This is a genomic window from Desulfovibrio piger (assembly GCF_951793255.1).
Classification (GTDB): Bacteria; Desulfobacterota; Desulfovibrionia; order Desulfovibrionales; family Desulfovibrionaceae; genus Desulfovibrio.
The window spans coordinates 284,024-303,323 of record NZ_OX636706.1; the positions used below are offsets into that span (position 1 = coordinate 284,024).

14 protein-coding genes are annotated in these 19,300 nt (G+C 67.1%); 11 read left to right on the forward strand and 3 right to left on the reverse strand.

The features are described from left to right. Positions 1 to 41: 41 nt before the first annotated feature. The 6 genes from pheT to Q4I12_RS01495 all read left to right on the forward strand — a co-directional run bounded on the left by pheT (position 42) and on the right by Q4I12_RS01495 (position 8,558). Positions 42 to 2,444, forward strand: a complete 2,403-nt coding sequence (gene pheT / locus Q4I12_RS01470; RefSeq protein WP_302260208.1) for a phenylalanine--tRNA ligase subunit beta — start codon at positions 42 to 44, stop codon at positions 2,442 to 2,444. 157 nt (positions 2,445 to 2,601) lie between these two features. Continuing rightward, positions 2,602 to 2,943: a MerR family transcriptional regulator gene (locus Q4I12_RS01475; RefSeq protein ID WP_302260210.1), complete on the forward strand. Its 342-nt coding sequence runs from the start codon at positions 2,602 to 2,604 to the stop codon at positions 2,941 to 2,943. Positions 2,944 to 3,015: 72 nt separating this feature from the next. Then, complete coding sequence (rpe, locus tag Q4I12_RS01480) at positions 3,016 to 3,747, forward strand: ribulose-phosphate 3-epimerase (protein WP_297158693.1); 732 nt, start codon at positions 3,016 to 3,018, stop codon at positions 3,745 to 3,747. Between the two features lie 19 nt (positions 3,748 to 3,766). Beyond that, positions 3,767 to 5,761, forward strand: a complete 1,995-nt coding sequence (gene tkt / locus Q4I12_RS01485; RefSeq protein WP_204625613.1) for a transketolase — start codon at positions 3,767 to 3,769, stop codon at positions 5,759 to 5,761. A 481-nt stretch (positions 5,762 to 6,242) separates the two neighbouring features. Beyond that, the gene (locus Q4I12_RS01490; RefSeq protein ID WP_302260214.1) at positions 6,243 to 7,415 is read left to right on the forward strand and encodes a phosphoglycerate kinase; all 1,173 of its coding nucleotides are present in this window, start codon (positions 6,243 to 6,245) and stop codon (positions 7,413 to 7,415) included. A 369-nt stretch (positions 7,416 to 7,784) separates the two neighbouring features. Next, complete coding sequence (locus tag Q4I12_RS01495; RefSeq protein WP_204625612.1) at positions 7,785 to 8,558, forward strand: class I SAM-dependent methyltransferase; 774 nt, start codon at positions 7,785 to 7,787, stop codon at positions 8,556 to 8,558. A 21-nt stretch (positions 8,559 to 8,579) separates the two neighbouring features. Here the strand turns inward: Q4I12_RS01495 and Q4I12_RS01500 are convergent, their stop codons facing one another. Continuing rightward, complete coding sequence (locus Q4I12_RS01500) at positions 8,580 to 9,284, reverse strand: hypothetical protein (protein ID WP_302260216.1); 705 nt, start codon at positions 9,282 to 9,284, stop codon at positions 8,580 to 8,582. 104 nt (positions 9,285 to 9,388) lie between these two features. Here Q4I12_RS01500 and Q4I12_RS01505 point away from each other — a divergent pair, with 104 nt between their 5' ends. The 4 genes from Q4I12_RS01505 to Q4I12_RS01520 all read left to right on the forward strand — a co-directional run bounded on the left by Q4I12_RS01505 (position 9,389) and on the right by Q4I12_RS01520 (position 16,740). Then, entirely contained in the window at positions 9,389 to 11,059 is a 1,671-nt protein-coding gene (locus tag Q4I12_RS01505) for an ASKHA domain-containing protein (protein ID WP_302260217.1), read from the forward strand. Next, positions 11,060 to 13,102, forward strand: a complete 2,043-nt coding sequence (locus tag Q4I12_RS01510; protein WP_302260218.1) for a small ribosomal subunit Rsm22 family protein — start codon at positions 11,060 to 11,062, stop codon at positions 13,100 to 13,102. It abuts the gene before it with no gap. A 613-nt stretch (positions 13,103 to 13,715) separates the two neighbouring features. Next, a complete protein-coding gene (locus tag Q4I12_RS01515; RefSeq protein ID WP_239463885.1) occupies positions 13,716 to 15,974 on the forward strand; it encodes a vitamin B12-dependent ribonucleotide reductase in 2,259 nt (752 codons plus the stop codon). A 265-nt stretch (positions 15,975 to 16,239) separates the two neighbouring features. Next, a complete protein-coding gene (locus Q4I12_RS01520; RefSeq protein WP_006008068.1) occupies positions 16,240 to 16,740 on the forward strand; it encodes a metal-dependent hydrolase in 501 nt (166 codons plus the stop codon). A 123-nt stretch (positions 16,741 to 16,863) separates the two neighbouring features. On the opposite strand, the gene Q4I12_RS01525 is transcribed toward Q4I12_RS01520, so the two are convergent. Together Q4I12_RS01525 and Q4I12_RS01530 are read right to left on the reverse strand one after the other, a co-directional pair. After that, the gene (locus tag Q4I12_RS01525) at positions 16,864 to 17,592 is read right to left on the reverse strand and encodes an aspartate/glutamate racemase family protein (RefSeq protein ID WP_168935539.1); all 729 of its coding nucleotides are present in this window, start codon (positions 17,590 to 17,592) and stop codon (positions 16,864 to 16,866) included. A 154-nt stretch (positions 17,593 to 17,746) separates the two neighbouring features. Further along, positions 17,747 to 18,556, reverse strand: a complete 810-nt coding sequence (locus Q4I12_RS01530; protein ID WP_302260222.1) for an exodeoxyribonuclease III — start codon at positions 18,554 to 18,556, stop codon at positions 17,747 to 17,749. A 123-nt stretch (positions 18,557 to 18,679) separates the two neighbouring features. Between Q4I12_RS01530 and Q4I12_RS01535 the strand changes: the two genes are divergently transcribed. Next, on the forward strand, positions 18,680 to 19,276 hold the full coding sequence (locus Q4I12_RS01535) for an IMP cyclohydrolase (protein WP_301966352.1): 597 nt from the start codon (positions 18,680 to 18,682) through the stop codon (positions 19,274 to 19,276). The last annotated feature ends 24 nt before the right edge of the window (positions 19,277 to 19,300 follow it).

Here is a 19,300-nt window from a genome sequence, read left to right on the forward strand (position 1 = left end):
ATCAACTGCTAACCGGCCCTGCGGGGCCAGTGAGATGACATATGCTGCTTTCTCTTTCGTGGCTGCGCGAATTCGTCCCGTATGAAGGCACGGCACAGGAGCTGGGCGACCGGCTGACCATGCTGGGCCTGGAACTGGAAGAAATCGTGCGCCCCTATGACGCCATCGCCCCCATCGTGGTGGGCCATGTGGTGGAATGCGTCGACCATCCCGAATCCGACCACCTGCACATCTGCAAGGTGGACGCCGGCCAGGGCGAACTGCTGGACATCGTCTGCGGCGCCCCCAACGTGGCCGCCGGCCAGAAAGTCCCCGTGGCCCTGGTGGGCACCACCATGCCCGGCGGCCTGATCATCAAGAAGGCCAAGCTGCGCGGCGCTCCCTCCTTCGGCATGATCTGCTCCGAACGCGAGCTGGGCCTCACCGAAGACCACAGCGGCATCATGGTTCTGCCCGACAGCGCCGTGCCCGGCACCCGTCTGGTGGACACCCTGGAGCTGGACCGCGAGGTGCTGGACATCTCCATCACCCCCAACCGCGCCGACTGTCTCTCCGTGCTGGGCCTGGCCCGCGAGACCGCCCTGGCCTTCAACCTGCCCCTGACCATCCCCGAACTGCCCCTGTGCGAGGACGGCCCGGCCCGCGACCTGCCCAGCGTGGAAGTCAGCGATCCCGAGCTGTGCAACCTTTACGCCGGCCGCGTCATCGCCGGCGTCAAGATCGCTCCCTCGCCCATGCGCATCCGTCACCGTCTGCATGCCGTGGGCGTGCGTCCCATCTCCAACATCGTGGACGTGACCAACTACATCCTCTTCGAATGCGGCCAGCCCCTGCATTCCTTCGACCTGGACAAGCTGCGCGGCAACCGCATCATCGTCAGCCCCGCCGCCCAGGGCGAGAAGATCGTCACCCTGGACGGCCAGGAACGCACCCTCGATCCCCGTGACCTCTGCATCCGCGACGCCGAACGCGCCGTGGCCCTGGCCGGTGTCATGGGTGGCCAGGCCACCGAGATCGACGATGCCAGCACCAACGTCTTCCTGGAAAGCGCCGTGTTCCGTCCCGGCACCATCCGCAAAACCTCGCGCCGTCTGGGCCTGTCGTCCGAATCCTCCTACCGCTTCGAACGCGGCATCGACCACAAGCGCTCCATCTGGGCCCTGGACCGTGCCTGCGCCATGATGGTGGCCGCTGCCGGCGGCAAGGTCTGCCCCGGCTACACCCTGGCCGAGCCCAAGCCCTTCGTGCCCGTGCAGATCGAGTTCCGCCCCGCCCGCGCCAACGCCCTGCTGGGCGTGGAACTGAGCCGCGACTTCGACGAGAAGGTGCTCTCCGGCATGGGCTGCGCCATCGAGAAGACCAGCGACGACAGCTGGCAGGTCACCCAGCCCAGCTGGCGCCCCGACCTGACCCGCGAAGCCGACCTCATCGAAGAAGTGGGCCGTGTGCACGGTCTGGACACCATCGCCCCCGAACTGCCCGCCTTCCTGCAGGATCTGGGCCGCGCCGGCGAACCCATGTCCACCTTCCAGTTCTGGTCCCGCCTGCGCCACTGGGGCGCCGGTCTGGGCCTCAACGAAGCCGTCAACTACAGCTTCGTGGGCCACAAGGATCTGGACCTGCTGGGCCTGCCCGCCGAAGGCCGCATCTCCATCATGAACCCGCTCTCCGCCGAACAGGATGCCCTGCGCACCGTGCTGGCCCCCGGCCTGCTGCATGACCTGCGCAACAACCTGGCCCAGGGCGCCGCGGGCGTGCGCCTGTTCGAGCTGGCCAACACCTTCACGGCCGCTCCCAGCGACGATCCCCACGCCACCGGCGCCAGCGAGACCGGCATGCTGGGCGTGCTCCTCTACGGCCAGCGCCACGACAGCGCCTGGCCGCATGTGGAAGCCGACATGGATTACAGCGACCTCAAGGGCATCGTGGAGCACCTGCTGCACTTCCTCAACCTGTCCGCCCCCGTGTGCGAACTGGCCGAGAGCCACCCCTACCTGCTGCCCTGCGTGCGCCTGAGCGTGGACGGCACCGAGGTGGGCGTCATGGGCCGCGTGCGTCCCGAGATGGCCGACAGCTTCCACGCCCGCAAGGACGTCTGGCTGGCCGAGCTCAACCTCGACGTGCTGCGCCGCCTGCATGATGCCGCCCAGCTGCGCTTCCAGAGCCTGGCCGTCTTCCCGCCGGTGCGCCGCGACATCACCGTGGCCGCCCCTGTGGGCGTGACCGTGGGCGCCATCCTGGACCAGATCATGGGCCAGAAGCAGCCCCTGCTGGAAGGCGCCGTGCTGGTGGACAGCTTCAGCCCCGAAGGCAGCGACGAACGCAACCTCACCTTCCGCCTGACCTTCCGTCACGCCGAGCGCACCCTCAAGGATGCGGAAGTGGACAAAGTGCGGGAAAAGGTGGCACAATCCCTGGTGCAGGAGCTGGGCGTACGCATCTAGCCCCCTGCCCCTTCCGTACCGGGCGAGCCGTGCCCGCCCCGTGACGGAAGTGCTGCTGATACGGTATTCCACGGGCTGCGGCCCCCCTTGCGGGGCCGCGGTCCGTGGTGCTGCGTGCGGCCCCGGCCCGCGCGGTGAAACCCGCAAGAGAGGGAGCATGTCGGAAAAACTCTACAAGATCGGCCAAGCCGCCGCCCTGCTCAACCTCAATACTTCCGTGCTGCGTTTCTGGGAAACGGTGTTCCCCCAGCTGACTCCCCGGCGTACGGACTCGGGCCAGCGTTTCTACAGCGAAGAGGACATGGCCCTGCTGCGCCGCATCCAGCAGCTGCTGCACCAGAAGGGCATGACCATAGAAGGCGCGCGCCGCATCCTGGACGGCAGCGCCACCCTGGACGAGGTCCTGCCGGAACGCGCCGCCAGCAAGCGCGATCCGGCCCTGATGCTGAAGCTGAAAAACGAGCTGACCGAGCTGCGCCGCGTTCTGGCCGGCCGGTGATCCCCTGTCCTGCCGCTCCGGCAGTACGCCGCGGCGGTCCTGCACGACAGGCAGCGCACCACAGGATGCCGCATGATCCTTTCTCCTTCCCTGCTCTCCGCCGATTTCTCCCGTCTGGCCGACGAGCTCGCCGCCCTTGAGGCCGCGGGCATCTCCTGGCTGCACCTGGACATCATGGACGGGGCCTTCGTGCCCAATATCACCTTTGGCCAGCCCGTCATCAAAAGCCTGCGCAAACGCAGCAGCAAACTTTTCTTCGACGTGCACCTCATGATCGAGGAGCCCGCCCGCTATCTGGAATCCTTCCGTGATGCCGGGGCCGACATGCTGGTCATCCATGCCGAGGCCGACCGCCACCCCCAGCGCACCCTCAGCGAGATCCGCCGCCTGGGCATGAAAGCCGGTCTGGCCTTCAACCCCGGTACGGACATCGCCTCCCTGCGCTGGCTGGCCCCCGATCTGGACATGGTGCTGGTCATGAGCGTGAACCCCGGCTTCTCCGGCCAGAAGTTCATCCCCCAGAGCTTCGACAAGATCCGCGCCACCCGCGCCATGCTCAACGCCGCCGGTGCCGGGGACGTGCTCATCCAGGTGGACGGCGGCGCCTGCCCCGAGAACTCCGCGCAGCTGGTGGCCGCCGGTGCCGACGTGCTGGTCTCGGGCTCGGCCTTCTTCGGCCATCCGCCCTATGACCAGTGCCATCAGAAATTCCAGGCCGCCGCCCAGGCTGCGGCCGATAATGCCCACAATGCCCGTTGCGCTGCGGCCGCCCTGTGGCAGCCCGGCCGCGCCCTGAAAAAATAACTCAACAAAGGACCGCATCATGCCTACCCGCAGACAGTGTGCCAACGCCATCCGCGCCCTTGCCATCGACGCCATCGAGAAGTCCCGTTCCGGTCATCCCGGCGCCCCCCTGGGCATGGCCGACATGGCCGAAGCCCTCTGGCGCCACGGCTTCAAACACAATCCCGCCAATCCCGGCTGGATGGATCGTGACCGCTTCGTGCTGTCCAACGGTCACGCCTCCATGCTGCTCTATGCCGTGCTGCACCTCACCGGCTACGACCTGAGCATGGACGACATCCGCAACTTCCGCCAGCTGGGCTCCCGCACCCCCGGCCATCCCGAATGCGACGTGACCCCCGGCGTGGAAATGACCACCGGTCCCCTGGGTCAGGGCATCTCGTCCGCCGTGGGCATGGCCCTGGCCGAAAAGATGCTGGCCACCCGCTTCAACACCCCCGAGCACACGGTCATCGACCACCACACCTACGTGTTCCTCGGTGACGGCTGCCTCATGGAAGGCGTGTCCCACGAAGCCTGTTCCCTGGCCGGCGTGTGGGGCCTGGGCAAGCTCATCGCCCTGTACGACTCCAACGGCATCTCCATCGACGGCAAGATCGACGGCTGGTTCACCGAAGACGTGGCCGCCCGCTACAAAGCCTACGGCTGGCAGGTCATCGGTCCCGTGGACGGCCATGACGCCGAGGCCCTGGACGCCGCCCTGGCCGAAGCCCGCGCCGACGCCGAGCATCCCAGCCTCATCATCTGCAAGACCCACATCGGTTTCGGTTCCTCCAAGGCCGACTCCGCCTCCTGCCACGGCTCGCCCCTGGGCGTGGACGTGGCCGCCGCCACCTGTGCCGCTCTGGAATGGCATCAGCCCGCTTTCTCCGTGCCGGACGACATCGCCGCCGCCTGGGACGCCCGTGAAGCCGGCAAGAAGGCCGAAGCCGAATGGCAGGCCCGTTTCGACGCCTACCGCGCCGCCTGTCCCGAGCTGGCCGCCGAACTGGAACGCCGCATGAAGGGCGACCTGCCCGCTGACTGGGCCGACATCGCCGCCGCCATGGTCAAGAAGGCCGTGGAAGCCGGTGAGAGCATCGCCACCCGCGTGGCCTCCAAGAAGGCCCTGGAAGAACTGGTGGGCAACCTGCCCGAGATGCTGGGCGGTTCCGCCGACCTGACCGGTTCCGTGGGCACCAAGACCAGCCATTCCGTGAACTTCGATCCCGCCACCTGCACCGGCAACTATCTGGCCTACGGTGTGCGCGAGTTCGGCATGAGCGCCATCATGAACGGTCTGGCCCTGCACGGCGGCTTCATCCCCTACGCCGGCACCTTCATGGTCTTCTCCGATTACGCCAAGAACGCCCTGCGTCTGGCGGCCCTCATGGGCACCCGTGCGGTCTGGGTCTTCACCCACGACTCCATCGGTGTGGGCGAGGACGGCCCCACCCACCAGCCCATCGAACAGGTGCCCGGTCTGCGCCTCATGCCCGGCCTGGATGTCTGGCGTCCCTGCGACACCGTGGAGACCGCCGTTGCCTGGCAGTGCGCCCTGGAGAACGCCCACCGTCCCACCTGCCTCTCGCTCTCGCGCCAGAACCTGCCCTTCGTCAGCCGCGACGAGGCCCAGGTGCAGGCCATCGCCCGCGGCGGCTACGTGCTGCGTGACTGCGACGGCACCCCCGAGCTCATCCTCATGGCCACCGGCTCCGAAGTGGGCATCACCCTTGAGGCCGCCGAGGCCCTGACCGCCGAAGGGCGCAAGGTGCGCGTGGTCTCCATGCCCTGCTGCGAGCGCTTCGACGCCCAGGATGCCGCCTATCGCGAAAGCGTGCTGCCCGCCGCCGTGCGTGCCCGCGTGGCCGTGGAAGCCGCTGCCGCCGACTACTGGCGCAAGTATGTGGGCCTGGACGGTGCCGTGCTCGGCATGACCACCTTCGGTGCCTCCGGCCCGGGCAAGGCCCTGGCCGAACACTTCGGCTTCACCTCCGCCCACCTGGCCGACATGGCCCGCCAGCTGCTGGGCTAAGGGCTGACATGAGCTGTTGCGGAGAGAGGCCTGTGCTTTAGGGCCCCCCCACACGTGTGAAACCAAGGCCCGGGATCGCGGGATGACATATCCCCAGGTCCCGGGCCTTTTTGCGTCCTGCCCAAAGAGGACAAATTCCATGCTGGCGGGCGTGGATGAATCGGGCCGCAGCCATGTCCCTGCCGCCAAGAGCGGGACGAACATGACCTTGCTTGCCCCTACCCCCGAGAGATGCCGGGCCGTATCCTCCTGACGGGCCCGACATTCCGAGCAAACAGATATCCTCCTGAGGACATCGCACCATGCCGTCCTCCCGTCCGAAGGCGGGACAGCGGTTGCCGGATATTCCGCTAACGGCATCCTCTTTGACCTTTGGGGCCGGGCTGGACTTTCCTCTTCGGGGAACATATCTTTTTGACAAACCGGACGCCGTGTCCCGGCCCTTCCCGGTGATCCCTTCCCTGACAAAAAGGAGGCAGACATGCCCATCAGACTGTTGCAGGACATGGAGTGCAGCGGCAAGACCGTTGTCATCCGCCAGGATCTCAACGTGCCCATGAAGGATGGCCGCATCACCAACGACAAACGTATCCGTGCGGCCCTGCCCGGCATCCGCATGGCGCTGGACAAGGGCGCGGGCGTGGTCCTGCTCTCGCATCTGGGCCGTCCCACCGAAGGCGTGGTGGAAGAAAAGTTCTCCCTGGCGCCGGTGGCTGCCCACCTTTCCGGCCTGCTGGGCCGTCCCGTGAAGCTGGCCGCCGACTTCGACGCCGCCAAGGCCGCTCCCGGTGAAGTGGTGCTGCTGGAGAACATCCGCTTCTTCAAGGGCGAAAAGAAGAACGATCCCGAACTGGCCGCCAAACTGGCCGCTCTGGGCGACATCTATGTCATGGACGCCTTCGGGGCCGCCCACCGCGCCCATTCCTCCACCGAAGGGGCCGTGCGCGCCGCCAAGGTGGCCTGCGCCGGGCCGCTCATGGCCGCCGAGCTGGACGCCTTCGCCAAGGTGCTGGATGCTCCCGCCCGTCCGCTGATGGCCATCATCGGCGGTTCCAAGGTCTCCACCAAGCTGGGCCTGCTGGACAACCTGCTGGGCAAGGTGGATACCCTCATCGTGGGCGGCGGCATCGCCAACACCTTCCTGGCCGCTGCCGGTTACAGCGTGGGCACCTCCCTGTATGAGCCCGAGCTGGTGGACGATGCCAAAAAGGTCATGGCCAAGGCCAAGGAACTGGGCAAGACCCTGCCCCTGCCCGTGGACGTGGTCACGGCCAGGGAACTGGCCCCCGGCCAGACCGCCACGGTCTGCGACGTGGACAAGGTGCCCGCTGACGAGATGATCCTGGACGTGGGTCCCAAGACCGTGGAACTGTACGCCGGTCTGTTGCAGAAGGCTGCCACCGTGGTCTGGAACGGCCCCGTGGGCGCCTTTGAGACCGATCCCTTCGGCGCGGGCACCAAGGCCCTGGCCGAAGCCCTGGCGGCTTCCCCCGCCTTCGTGGTGGTGGGCGGCGGCGACTCCGTGGCCGCTGTGGAAAGCTACGGCCTGGCCGACAAGATGGGCTACATCTCCACCGGCGGCGGCGCCTCCCTGGAGCTGCTGGAAGGCAAACTGCTGCCCTCCGTGGCCGCCCTGCAGGATCGCGGCGAATAACTGACGCTCTTCCCGGAGGGGCCCGTCCCCTCCGGGATTTTTTTGTCTCCGGCCCGGGACTCGGACGCTGACCAGCCCGCGAGTCCGGCGCGCCTGGCCCGCAGAGCGCCACAAGGCTGTTGCCCTGCCGCCCCTCCCCCGGCAAGTTTCCCTGCCCTGGAATGATGAGGGAAAGCTTTCCCGGCCTGTTCTTTCTCTGCCCCGAACGAGTTTTTTTCGTCTTCCGGCCCCGTCAATGCCTCCGGCACGTTGCGCGGACGGCCCGGCTGGGGTATCATCGCGCTGCGTCCGGCAGGGGGAGCCCCTTTGCCGTACCACCGTCCGCGGGCCCCGGGCCCGCCCCCTCTTTTGTCTTTTATGGAGGAAAATGTGCGGCGTTTTTATCAGGAAAGCTGGCAGGGAATCCCGTTTACGTCATTCTCGCACATTTCTTTTTTCCATCTGGCGGAACCCAAGTTTTACGCCACCTTCTATGAAGAGCTGTTCCGGCGCTTCAAGGACTGGGACGATCTGCCCGCCCTCTGGCGGCAGAACAAGCGCAAGGACGCCCAGTGGCTGGCCGCCCGCCTGCGCGAACAGGCCGCCCTGCGTCCTGAAGGTTCCGGCCCGCTGCGTGTGCTCTCCATCGGCAGCGGCGTAGGCTATATGGAACATTGTCTGGTGGAGGAGATGTCGGCCGACGAGCTGGAGCTGCACGTCAACGAGCCCAGCACCGTCAGCATGCGCTGGCTGCGCCGTCATGTGCCCAACGAGCGCATGTATATCGGCATGCCCCCGGCCTGCCTGCCGCCGGACGTCTTTTATGACGTCATCTATCTTTCGGCCGTGGACTACAGCATCCCCACCCGCGAGCTCCAGCACCTGCTGGGCGAACTGCGGGCACAGCTCGTGCCCGGCGGCCAGCTCATCTGCCTTTCGGCCTCGCTGCTGCAGGAAGACAGCTTCATCGGCAGTTTCGTCAACGCCCTCAAGATCGTCATCCGCGGCTTCCTGCACTTCCTGGGCATCCGCCGCCAGCAGTTCTGGGGCTGGCGCCGTACCCGCGACGAATACCGCGAGCTGCTGCGCAAGGCGGATTTCCGTCATCTGGAAGACGGCTGGCTGGAAGACGGTTTCGAGACCTACTGGATACGCGGCTGTTAGCCCGACCCGAAGATATCCCTGCTAGATGATCCCGGATGCGCCTGCCGCGTCCGGGATATTTTTTTCCCGGCCGGGACCGGGCAAGGCCGAGCGTACGGCAAGATGGGTGCTGAAATCCTCGGGCAGGCACAGACACAGGGCCCCGGCACGGCCGCCCAGCAGGCTGCGGAAGGCCAGATGCCAGACCGGCTGCTCATCGGGGGTCAAGACGGCCAGACGCGGCAGGGAGGAGCTGTGGCCGCAGCGGGGATGCCAGGACGACGGTTTGCTGGCCAGATCGAAGGCGGCCAGGAAGCGGTCCGCGAACTTGCGGGCCAGCATGGTCTCCAGCGCGGTCAGGGGACGCCGGTCGGGGCGCTCGAAGCCCCCCGCGCCGAAAAATTCTTCCAGCAGGCTGAAGACGAAGGCTCTGTCCAGCACGAGCAGCGCGGGCTCTTTCAGGCCCTCCAGCTCCACGGCACAGCAACAGGAAGCCTCGCGTATGCTGTCCGCCACGCTGCCGAAGGGACGGCGGCGCACAGGCAGCGGCGTCAGCTCCAGCAGGCGCCCCCGCTGCTCCTCCATGCTGGCGGCGCACAGGCGGGCGCAGCGCGCGGCCAGGGCATCCAGCCGGGCTTCGTCGTCCGCAGGGGCGGCCGCTCCGGCCGGCGGAGCGTCATTCCCTCCGGCGGCAGGCAGGCCGTGCAACAGGGCGGCGATCTCTTCCTGTGAAAGTATGCTGCTCATGACTGTCGATTTCCCGTAGTTTGCGACAAAGAATGCAAGAACGAGGCCAAACGCCCGGGCCTCCGAGGCTTGCCTTGCCCGGCGCCTTGAGGCAGTGTGGCGGCATGAAACTTTGTGTCCATGAACTGCCCCGCACGAGCGCCGGGCAGGATGAAGTCCCTGCCGCGCCCCCGCGCTGCGGCCATGCGGCCCCCGGCGACGACCTGGCCCGGGCCGTCTGGCTGGGCGGGCTGGCGGCGCCCGTACCCCTTTGTTCCGGTCTGGGCCGTTGCGGCCGCTGCCGGGTCCGCTTCCATGACCTGTCCGTGGCGCCCGATCCCCTGCCGGAAGAAGAGGAGATCCTGGGCCCCGACCTGCTGGCCCGGGGCTGGCGTCTGGCCTGCCGTCGTCAGATAACTGACGCCATGGGCCCGGAGCTGCATCTCGATGTGCCCGCACCGGAAAAAATGACGGTCATGACCACGGCCGCGCCCTCCCTCCCGAAACAGGAGCATCTGGCCCTGGCCGTGGACCTGGGCACCACATCCCTGTACTGGCGCCTGATCGCCGTCCCCGATGCCTGGGAAGAACCGGCCCCTGATGATTTTTCCCTGCTCTGCCGTCCGCCCCTGCCGGTGTCCGTGGTGGCCGAAGGGCACGACCTCAACCCGCAGGCCGGGGCAGGCGCGGACATCATGTCCCGTCTGGCCGTGGCCAGTGCGCCCGAAGGCCGGGCCCGGCTCGCCCGGCTGGTACGTGACCATCTGGCGGCCCTGCTGCGGCAGCAGACGGCCTCCCTGCCCGGCATCCCTGTGGAGCGGCTGGTACTGGCGGCCAATACGGCCATGACCGACATTTTTCTGGACAGGGACATCAGCGGCCTGTGCGCCGCGCCCTACCGGCGCAGCCATGCGGGCGGCTGCGGCCTGACCGTGGAAGGGCTGCCGCCGCTGCTGATCCCGCCCCTGCCCGCGCCCTTCGTAGGCGGCGACATCAGCGCCGGGCTGCTCCGTTTGCTGGCCGACGGCCTGCCGCGCCCGCTGCTGCTGGCCGACCTGGGCACCAACGGCGAGCTGGCCCTCGTGGACGCCCGGGGCCGTCTGTGGCTTGCCAGCGTCCCGCTGGGCCCGGCCCTGGAAGGCATCGGGCCCCAGTGCGGCCGCATGGCCGGGCCGGGGAGCATCACCCGTTTCGAGGTCTCGCCGCTGGGACTGGCCTGCCACAGCGTGGACGGCCCTCTGGCGGCCGGGGCCGATGTGCAGGGCATCAGCGCCACGGGCTATCTTTCCCTGCTGGCCCTGCTGCTGCGCCTGGGCTGTCTGGATGCGGACGGGCATTTCCGCACGCCCGCCTCGCCGCTGGCCCGGCGTGTGGCCCCGCCGCCCCAACAGGCCCGGACGGGGCTGCGCCTGCCCCTGCCGTACGGGCAATGGCTGGCCGCCGCCGACGTGGAGGAACTGCTCAAGGTCAAGGCCGCCTTCTCCCAGGCTCTGGAGGCCCTGCTGCGGGCCGCGGGGCTGGCCGCCGCCGATGTGGCCTGTCTGGCCCTGGCCGGTGCCCTGGGCGAACATTGCCCGCCCGCCTGTCTGGAAGAGCTGGGCTTTTTGCCCTCCGGCATGGGACGGCGTGTGCGTGCCGTGGGCAACAGCTCGCTGGATGGCGCCGCCCTGCTGGCCGCCGAGCCCTGGCGCCTGCCCGCACTGGCACGCTGGTGCGCCGCGGCCACGCTCGTCCCTGTTGCTGAAGATCCCGGCTTCCATGCCGATTACCTGCGCCATATGCGCTTTGGAGTATAAATGTCCGATACCCGACAGAAAAAATACGGCGAAGCTCCGGCCCCCCGCGGTCAGCGCCCCGCAGGCCGCGCGACGGAGCGCCGTTCTTTCCATGAAGAATCCCGTAACGACCGCGAGCGTGGCCGCCGTTCCGAAACACCGCGCAGCCAGTACTCCTCCTTTACCGGTGAGCAGGCCGAACGCCCCTCACGGCGTCAGGAAGAGTTCTCCGGCTGGAGCCGCCCCGGCCAGCGGGAGGCCCGCGCGCCCCGTGACGCCCGTCCGTCCCCGTGGCAGATGGAGTCCGAGCTCCTGCCCGCCCTGCCCGACGTGGTCCGGCGGGAACTGGATGCCCTGGGCCAGGCCCTGCGTACGGTGCGCCCGCTGCGCAGCGCCCATTACCGCAACCTGCCTGCGGACATCGAGGCCCTTTCCCGTCTGCTGACCTGCGAACGCTCCGGCCTCTACCGGCCCTACTGGAGTTCCCCGGCCAGCACCAGCGCCTATCTGTATTATTTCCTGCCCTGGAACGTGCTGCGTCTGGCGCGCCTGTTCCGTTCCCTGCCCCTGCCCGATCCCCGCCTCTGGCTGGAAAAAGGCCAGACGCCCCTGCTGCTGGACGGCGGTTCCGGCCCCCTGAGCGTGCCGCTGGCCCTGTGGCTGGCCCGTCCCGAATGGCGCGCCCTGCCCATCCAGGTGCTGGCCGTGGACAATGCCGTGCAGCCCATGGAACTGGGCCGCGACGTCATGGCCGCCTGGGGCGACATCCTGGGCCAGCCCGTCTGGCAGGTACGAGTGGAACGGGGCTCGCTGGAGCACATGCCGCGCCTGGAACGCAAACTGGCCGATACGCTGGAGCGTCAGGAACGCCATCTGCGCCCCTGGCTGCTCACGGCGGCCAACGTGCTCAACGAACTGAGCGCCGAGAGCCGCCAGATGAACCGCGAAGACGACGAGGACGAGGAAGGCTCCGGCGGCGTGCGCCGTCTGGAGAACCTTCTGGACGAGCTGGAGCCCCTGTGCTGGCCCGCGCCCCTGAACGAGGACGAGACCGGCAGCGCCGACGAGGCCCTGCTGCCCGCGGCCCTCTTCGTGGAGCCCGGCACCCGTCTGGGCGGCAAGACCATCAGCCGCCTGCGGGATGCCGCGCTGGAGCGTGACCTGATGTCCCTGGCCCCCTGCACGCACCGGGCCCCCTGCCCGCTGGCCCACGCCCATGCCGGACGCGGCTGGTGCCACTTCACTTTCGACTGCGAAGGTGCGCCGCAATGGCTGCAGGAGCTGTCCTCCGCCGCCGGCCTGGCCAAAAGCGCCCTGAGTCTGGCCCCCCTGCTGCTGCGGGCCGACCCGGCCGCCGGGGAAAGCCTGTTCGACGATCTGGACGACCTTGATGACGACGCCCCGGACAACAGCCGCGAAGCTGCGGCCATGCTGCGCCAGTCCCGGCCCGTGCGTGTGCTCTCCTCGCCCTTCGTAGTGCCCGGCCTACGCGGCCAGGCCCGTTATGCCTGCTGTGCCGCCGGTCTGGCCGTGGTGCCCGATGCCGCCGCCCTGCCCTCGGGCGCGCAGCTCACGGCCCGGGCCCAGGCGGACGAACGGCCCGGCACGCCCCGCCGTGACCGCAAGAGCGGCGCCCTGCTGCTGGCCCTGCCCGCCGTCCCCGGCGGCAGCCGCGGCCCGGGACGTTTCGCGGGCTCCGAAGAACCGCGCCGGAACTTCCGTGACCGGCAGGAGGACAGATACGGGGACAAGCGCTTCGGCAGGCGCTCCGACGAACGCGACACTGCCGACGGCGCCTTCCGCGACCGCCGCAACGGCAACGACCGCCAGCCCCGCCGTGACGACCGGCGCGGGGCCCCGGAACGACCGGCCCATCCTCAGGACCGGCGTCCCGGACGGTATGAAGACGACCGCCGTCCTGACAGGAACGACGATCCCCGTACCTTCCCCCGGAACGACCGCAGGCCCGATGGCCGCCGCCCTGATCAGCGCTCTGACCGGCGCTCCGGCGACAGGCGTCACGGCGATGCCCCCAGGCGAGGCCGTGGCCGCGGGGAGGACTAGCCACCCTTCCTGCGAAGGGCCCGCAACGGGCAAACGTGTTTTCATACACATGTCCGCAAGCCTGCCGCACGGGCGTTCCGTCTGACCGGCAGCGGCCGCGCCGCAGCTGCCTGTGATCTGGCGGATGCCCATGAAATAAAAGATATGGGGAAGGGGTCCCACGCCCCTTCCCCTTCGTTTTGTCCGGCGTCCGATCCCGCCACCGGCAGCAGCACGGCACCTGCGGGCAAGCCCGGCAGGCTCTGCCGGAGCGGCTTTTCCGGCGCTCTGTGACAAAAATCTTTTTCCGGGCCCGGAAAAATTTTTCTTTCCCCGCCTTTTTCTTTGCAGGTCAAGGCCCTGCGGGGATTTTTCCCCCGTGGGCCCTCCGCCGGTGACAAGAGCCGTTTTCTTCAAAAAACATCCTGATTTTATTGAATAAGATCAAAGCGGGCTTTTCTTCTCCACTGGAAGAGGCCCTTTATTTTCCCCAGGGGAATGCGTATAAAGGGCTTTCGCCGCGCGGTTCCAGACCGCCCGGCCTGTGAAGCCGATCGATCCAGCGTGCCGACTTTCCCCCAGCGGGAGGCCAGCCGCTTTTCTTTTTACCCAAAGGTCTGCCATGATCCCTCCCATGCCTCACGATCTGCCCGAGCCGCAGCTCAAGCCCAACACGGAAGTGGTGCTGCAGAAACGCTATCTGCACAAAAAAGCAGATGGCAGCACCGAGACGCCCCGTGACCTCTTCTGGCGTGTGGCCAGTGCCATCGCCGCTGAAGAAGCCAAATACGAGCGTTCCCCCTTCACTGCCGACGACCTGGCCCGCCAGTTCTACGACCTGATGACCAGCTGGCGCTTCCTGCCCAACTCCCCCACCCTGATGAACGCCGCCAGCGAGCTGGGCCAGCTCTCCGCCTGCTTCGTCCTGCCGGTGGGCGACTCCATCGAAGAGATCTTCGATGCCGTCAAGTTCGCCGCCATGATCCACAAGTCCGGCGGCGGCACGGGCTTCTCCTTCTCCCGCCTGCGCCCCAAGGCCAGCCGCGTGGGCTCCACCGGCGGCGTGGCTTCCGGCCCGGTCTCCTTCCTGCGCATCTTCAACACCGCCACGGAACAGATCAAGCAGGGCGGTACCCGGCGCGGCGCCAACATGGGCATCCTGCGCGTGGACCATCCCGACATCGTGGAATTCATCCGGGCCAAGGAAAAGGAAGGGGAATTCAACAACTTCAACCTTTCCGTGGGTCTGACCGAAGCCTTCATGCAGGCCGTGGAGCGCGACGAGAACTACGAGCTGACCGATCCCCACACCGGCAAGGTCACCGGCAGCCTGCGCGCCCGCGAGATCTTCGACCTGCTGGTCTGCCGCGCCTGGCAGACGGGCGACCCCGGCATCGTCTTCCTGGACCGCATCAACCGTGACAACCCCACGCCCGCCCAGGGCGAGATCGAATCCACCAACCCCTGCGGCGAACAGCCCCTGCTGCCCTACGAGGCCTGCAACCTGGGCTCCATCAATCTGGCCTGCTTCTTCGTGCCCGGCCACGAGCATGACGAAGATCCCGCCGCGGCCGGTATCGACTGGGACGGCCTGAAGCAGGTGGTGCATCTGGCCGTGCGCTTCCTGGACAACGTCATCGACGCCTCGCGCTTCCCGCTGGAACGCATCGACGAGACCGTGCGCCGCAACCGCAAGATCGGCCTGGGCGTCATGGGCTTTGCCGACCTGCTCTTCCAGCTGGGCATCCCCTATGATTCCGAGGCGGGCATCGCCCTGGCCGAGCGCATCATGGGCTTCATCAATGCCGAAGGCCACGCCGCCTCGGCCCGTCTGGCCGAAGAGCGCGGGCCCTTCCCGGCCTATGCGGAATCCGTCTTCCCCCAGCGCGGCGAAGGCCCCTACCGCAATGCCACCGTCACCACCATCGCGCCCACGGGCACCCTGTCCATCATCGGCGGCTGCTCCTCGGGCGTGGAACCCCTGTTCGCCCTTTGCTTCACCCGCAACATCCTGGACGGCGAACGCCTGGTGGAAGTGAACCCCTATTTCGAGGCCGCCCTCAAGGAAGCCGGTCTGGGCACGCCCGAACTCATGGAGCAGGTGGTGGAAAAAGGCTCCATCCAGTCCCTGGATGCCCTGCCCGCCGCCATGCGCAAGGTCTTCGTCACGGCCATGGACATCGATCCCGTCTGGCACCTGCGCATGCAGGCCGCTTTCCAGCGCCATACGGACAATGCCGTGTCCAAGACCGTGAACCTGCCCCACAGCGCCACCGAACAGGACATCCACGACATCTACTGGCTGGCCTACAAGGAAGGCTGCAAGGGCGTCACCGTGTACCGTGACGGCTGCAAGAGCCTGCAGGTGCTGGCCACCGGCGAAGGCCAGAAGAAGATGGACGGCGAAGCCCCCGCGCCTGCGGAAAAGCCCCGTCTGGGCGTGGTGCGCAAGCGTCCCGAAGTGGTGCAGGGCTTCACCCAGAAGATCCAGACCGGTCTGGGCGCCATGTACCTGACCGTCAACGAGATCGACGGCAAGCCCTTCGAGGTCTTCGCCACCATCGGCAAGTCCGGCCGTTCCATCACGGCCAAGGCCGAAGCCATCGGGCGTCTGGTGTCCCTGGCCCTGCGTTCCGGCGTGGAGGTGCGCGACATCGTGGCCCAGATCAAGGGCATCGGCGGCGAACATCCCGTGTTCCGCGGCAAGGGCCTGCTGCTCTCCATCCCGGACGCCATCGCCTGGGTGCTGGAACGCCGCTACCTCAAGGACGAGCATCTGGGCTCCGGTGTGGCCGACATCGAGGAACACCGCTGCCCCGAATGCGACGAGCCCCTAGTCTTCCAGGAAGGCTGCCTGATCTGCCCCGCCTGCGGCTTCTCCCGCTGCGGCTAGAACGATCCGTACGGAGGGGGCTGCCGGACGCCTCTGTCGCCCTGCGCGACGGAAAGGCCTGCCGGTGGCCCCTTCTTTTCGCTGCCTGCCGTTTGCACGGCAAGGGCGGATGCCGCGCCGCACAGCCTGCATCCCCTGCCCGCACGTGCCCGGCAGGTGCGCCCGCTACCGGAACAGGACAAGCGGAGACAGCCTCCGCCCGCCCCTTTGACCGCAGCCCGCGCCCGGCCTTCCGGGACGGTATCCCCAGTCTTACGGAGCTCCCATGAAATGGATCACCCACCAGACGGCGGGCGTCGGCGCCGCCCTGGCCCTGCACCTGCCGCTGGAAGGCGTGGTCGCCGCCTGTCTCGGCGCCATCCTGCCCGACAAGCTCGACCAGGCCATCGCCAAGCGCTCCCGCAACCCGCAGCGCACCTTCAACCAGATCCACCGCGGCACCACCCACTGGTTCGGCTGGTGGGTCGCCATCCTGCTGGTGGCCTGCAGCCATCTGGTGCCCCCGCACTGGCAGCCCGCCCTGCTGGGCATCGGTCTGGGCGGCATCAGCCATGTGGTGCTGGACATGCTGACCCCTTCGGGCATCCCCCTGCATCCCTTTTCCCGCAAGAACAAGCTCTCGTTCAAGGTCTGCTCCACGGGCAGCGTGGGCGAATATGTCTTTCTGGGCGTGATGCTCGTCCTGCTGGGCTTTTTGCTGGGCCCGGAAATGAAGGAACTCATCCGTCACGTTCGCCAGCTGGGCATGCCCGTACTGCATTTCTAGGTGTGGATAGAAGGGACGCGACTCTTTTTTCCTTCCTCTGTGCGGCGTATGCGCAATAAAAAAACCTCCCATGACGGGAGGCTTTTTTGTTTGCTCGCAAAAGGGCAACGTCCAGAGCGGCCGCTACTTCTTCACCTTCACCGGCTCGGTGTCCACCGGCGTCTCGTTGATGGCCACCAGCGCGGCCGTGCGGGCATGGATGAGCGTGGTATCGAACAGGGGCACGGCGATGTTCTCCTGCTGCACCAGCATGCCGATCTCGGTGCAGCCCAGGATCACGCCCTGGGCGCCCCGGGCGGCCAGATCCCGGATGGCCCGCAAGAAGGTCTCGCGCGAGCTGTCCTTGATGACGCCCCGGCAAAGCTCCTCGAAGATCACGCGGTTGATCTCGGCCCGGTCGTCCGCCTCGGGCACCAGCACCTGCAGGCCGTTGGCTTCCAGACGGCCGGTGTAGAAATCCTCTTCCATGGTGTAGCGGGTGCCCAGCAGGCCCACGCGCTGCACGCCCGCCATGTGCAGCTGCCGGGCCGTCACGTCGGCGATGTGCATCAGCGGGATGCCCACGGCGGCGGCGATCTGCGGGGCCACCTTGTGCATGGTGTTGGTGCAGATGACCAGAAAATCCGCCCCGCCCCGCTCCAGGGCCTGTGCGGCATCGGCCAGGATGCGGGCGCTCCTGTCCCAGTCTCCGGCCTGCTGGCAGCGTTCGATCTCGTCAAAGTCCACGCTGTAGAGCAGGCAGCGGGCCGAATGCAGACCGCCCAGGGTCTGGGCCGTCACCATGTTGATGATCTGATAATAGGTCAGCGTGCTTTCCCAGCTCATGCCGCCCAGAAGACCGATGGTTTTCATGTGGCTTCACCTCTGATGCTTCAATGATGCGCCGTCTGCCGGGCGCCCCTGCCCGGCACGATGCCCCGGACATGACGACGGGGCCCGCCTGTACGGCAAGGCCGTGCCTTCTGTGGCATCAGCGTTCCCGGCAGGGAGGCCTCCGTGTGCCGGGCTAGATGTCCAGCTCCAGGCCCACGGGGCAGTGGTCCGAACCGTAGACATCGTCCTCGATCCAGGCGTCACGGATGTACGGTTTCAGCTCTTCCGAAACGAAGAAATAGTCGATACGCCAGCCCACGTTCTTCTCGCGGGCGCGCATCTTGTACGACCACCAGGAATAGCGGCCTTCCACGTCGCCGTGCACATGACGGAAGGTGTCCACATAGCCCAGGGCCGTAAAGCGGTCCAGAAAGGCGCGTTCTTCGGGCAAAAAGCCGGTGTTCTTCTCGTTCTGCTTGGGACGCGCCAGATCGATGGCCTTGTGGGCGATGTTGAAGTCCCCGCAGACCACGATGGGCTTGCTTTTGCGGCATTCTTCCGCATAGGCCGTGAAGGCGTCGAAAAAGCCCATCTTGTAGGGCACGCGCTTGAAACGGCCGGGGATGGGCTTGCCGTTCTCGTCCAGTTCCTCGGCGCCGCCGTTGGGGAAATAGCCGTTGAAGAAGTGGAACTTTTCAAATTCCAGATGCAGGATGCGCCCCTCGCCCTGCCATTCCGGCTGGGGCAGTTCGCAGCGCACGGCCAGCGGTTTGATGCGGCTGAACACGGCCACGCCGGAATAGCCCTTTTTCACCACACTGGAAGCCCAGTGGGCCTCCCAGCCTTCGGGGTTGGCCACTTCGGGCTTGAGCTGCTCGGGCATGGCCTTGGTCTCCTGCAGGCCGATGACATCGCAGATGTTCTCGGCGAACCAGCGCCATTCGGGTTTGGCGGACACGGCACGCAGGCCGTTGACGTTCCAGGATACGAGTCTGATGGACATAGGACCTCCGCCGCCAGCATAGCGGCAGGTGGTGCCGGCCGCAAGCGCGGCATTGCGAACGGACCGTTTTTCTGGCAAAATCGCCTGCGGCAATAATGCCAACATGAGCCAAGGAGAATCCGTATGGATATGCTTCCTATCCGCCGCGCCATCCTGAGCGTGACGGACAAAACCGGACTGGTGGAATTTGCCACCTTCCTGTCGCAGAACGGCGTGGAGCTGGTCTCCACCGGCGGGACCATGAAGGCCCTGCAGGCTGCCGGTCTGCCCGTGACGGCCGTCAGTGACGTCACCGGCTTCCCCGAGATCCTGGGCGGCCGCGTGAAGACGCTGCATCCCAAGATCCACGGGGGCATCCTTGCCAACAAGGACATCCCCGAGCACATGGCCACGCTGGAAGAAAAGGAGATCAAGCCTTTCGACCTGGTCTGCGTGAACCTGTACGACTTTGCCGGTGCCGTGGAGCGCAAGCTCTCGCTCGAGCAGGCCGTGGAGGAAATCGACATCGGCGGTCCCTGCATGATCCGCGCCGCTGCCAAGAACTTCCACAGCATCCTGGTGCTGCCCGGGACCAAATGGTACGCCACCGCCATGCAGGAGATGAAGGAACACGGCATGAAGGTCAGCCTGGATTTCCGTCAGGCCATGGCCTCGCGTGCGTTTGAAGCCACCTCGCGCTACGACGCCCTCATCACCTCCTACCTGCGTCCGGGGGCCTAGCCATTTCCAGGCTCGAAGGCAACC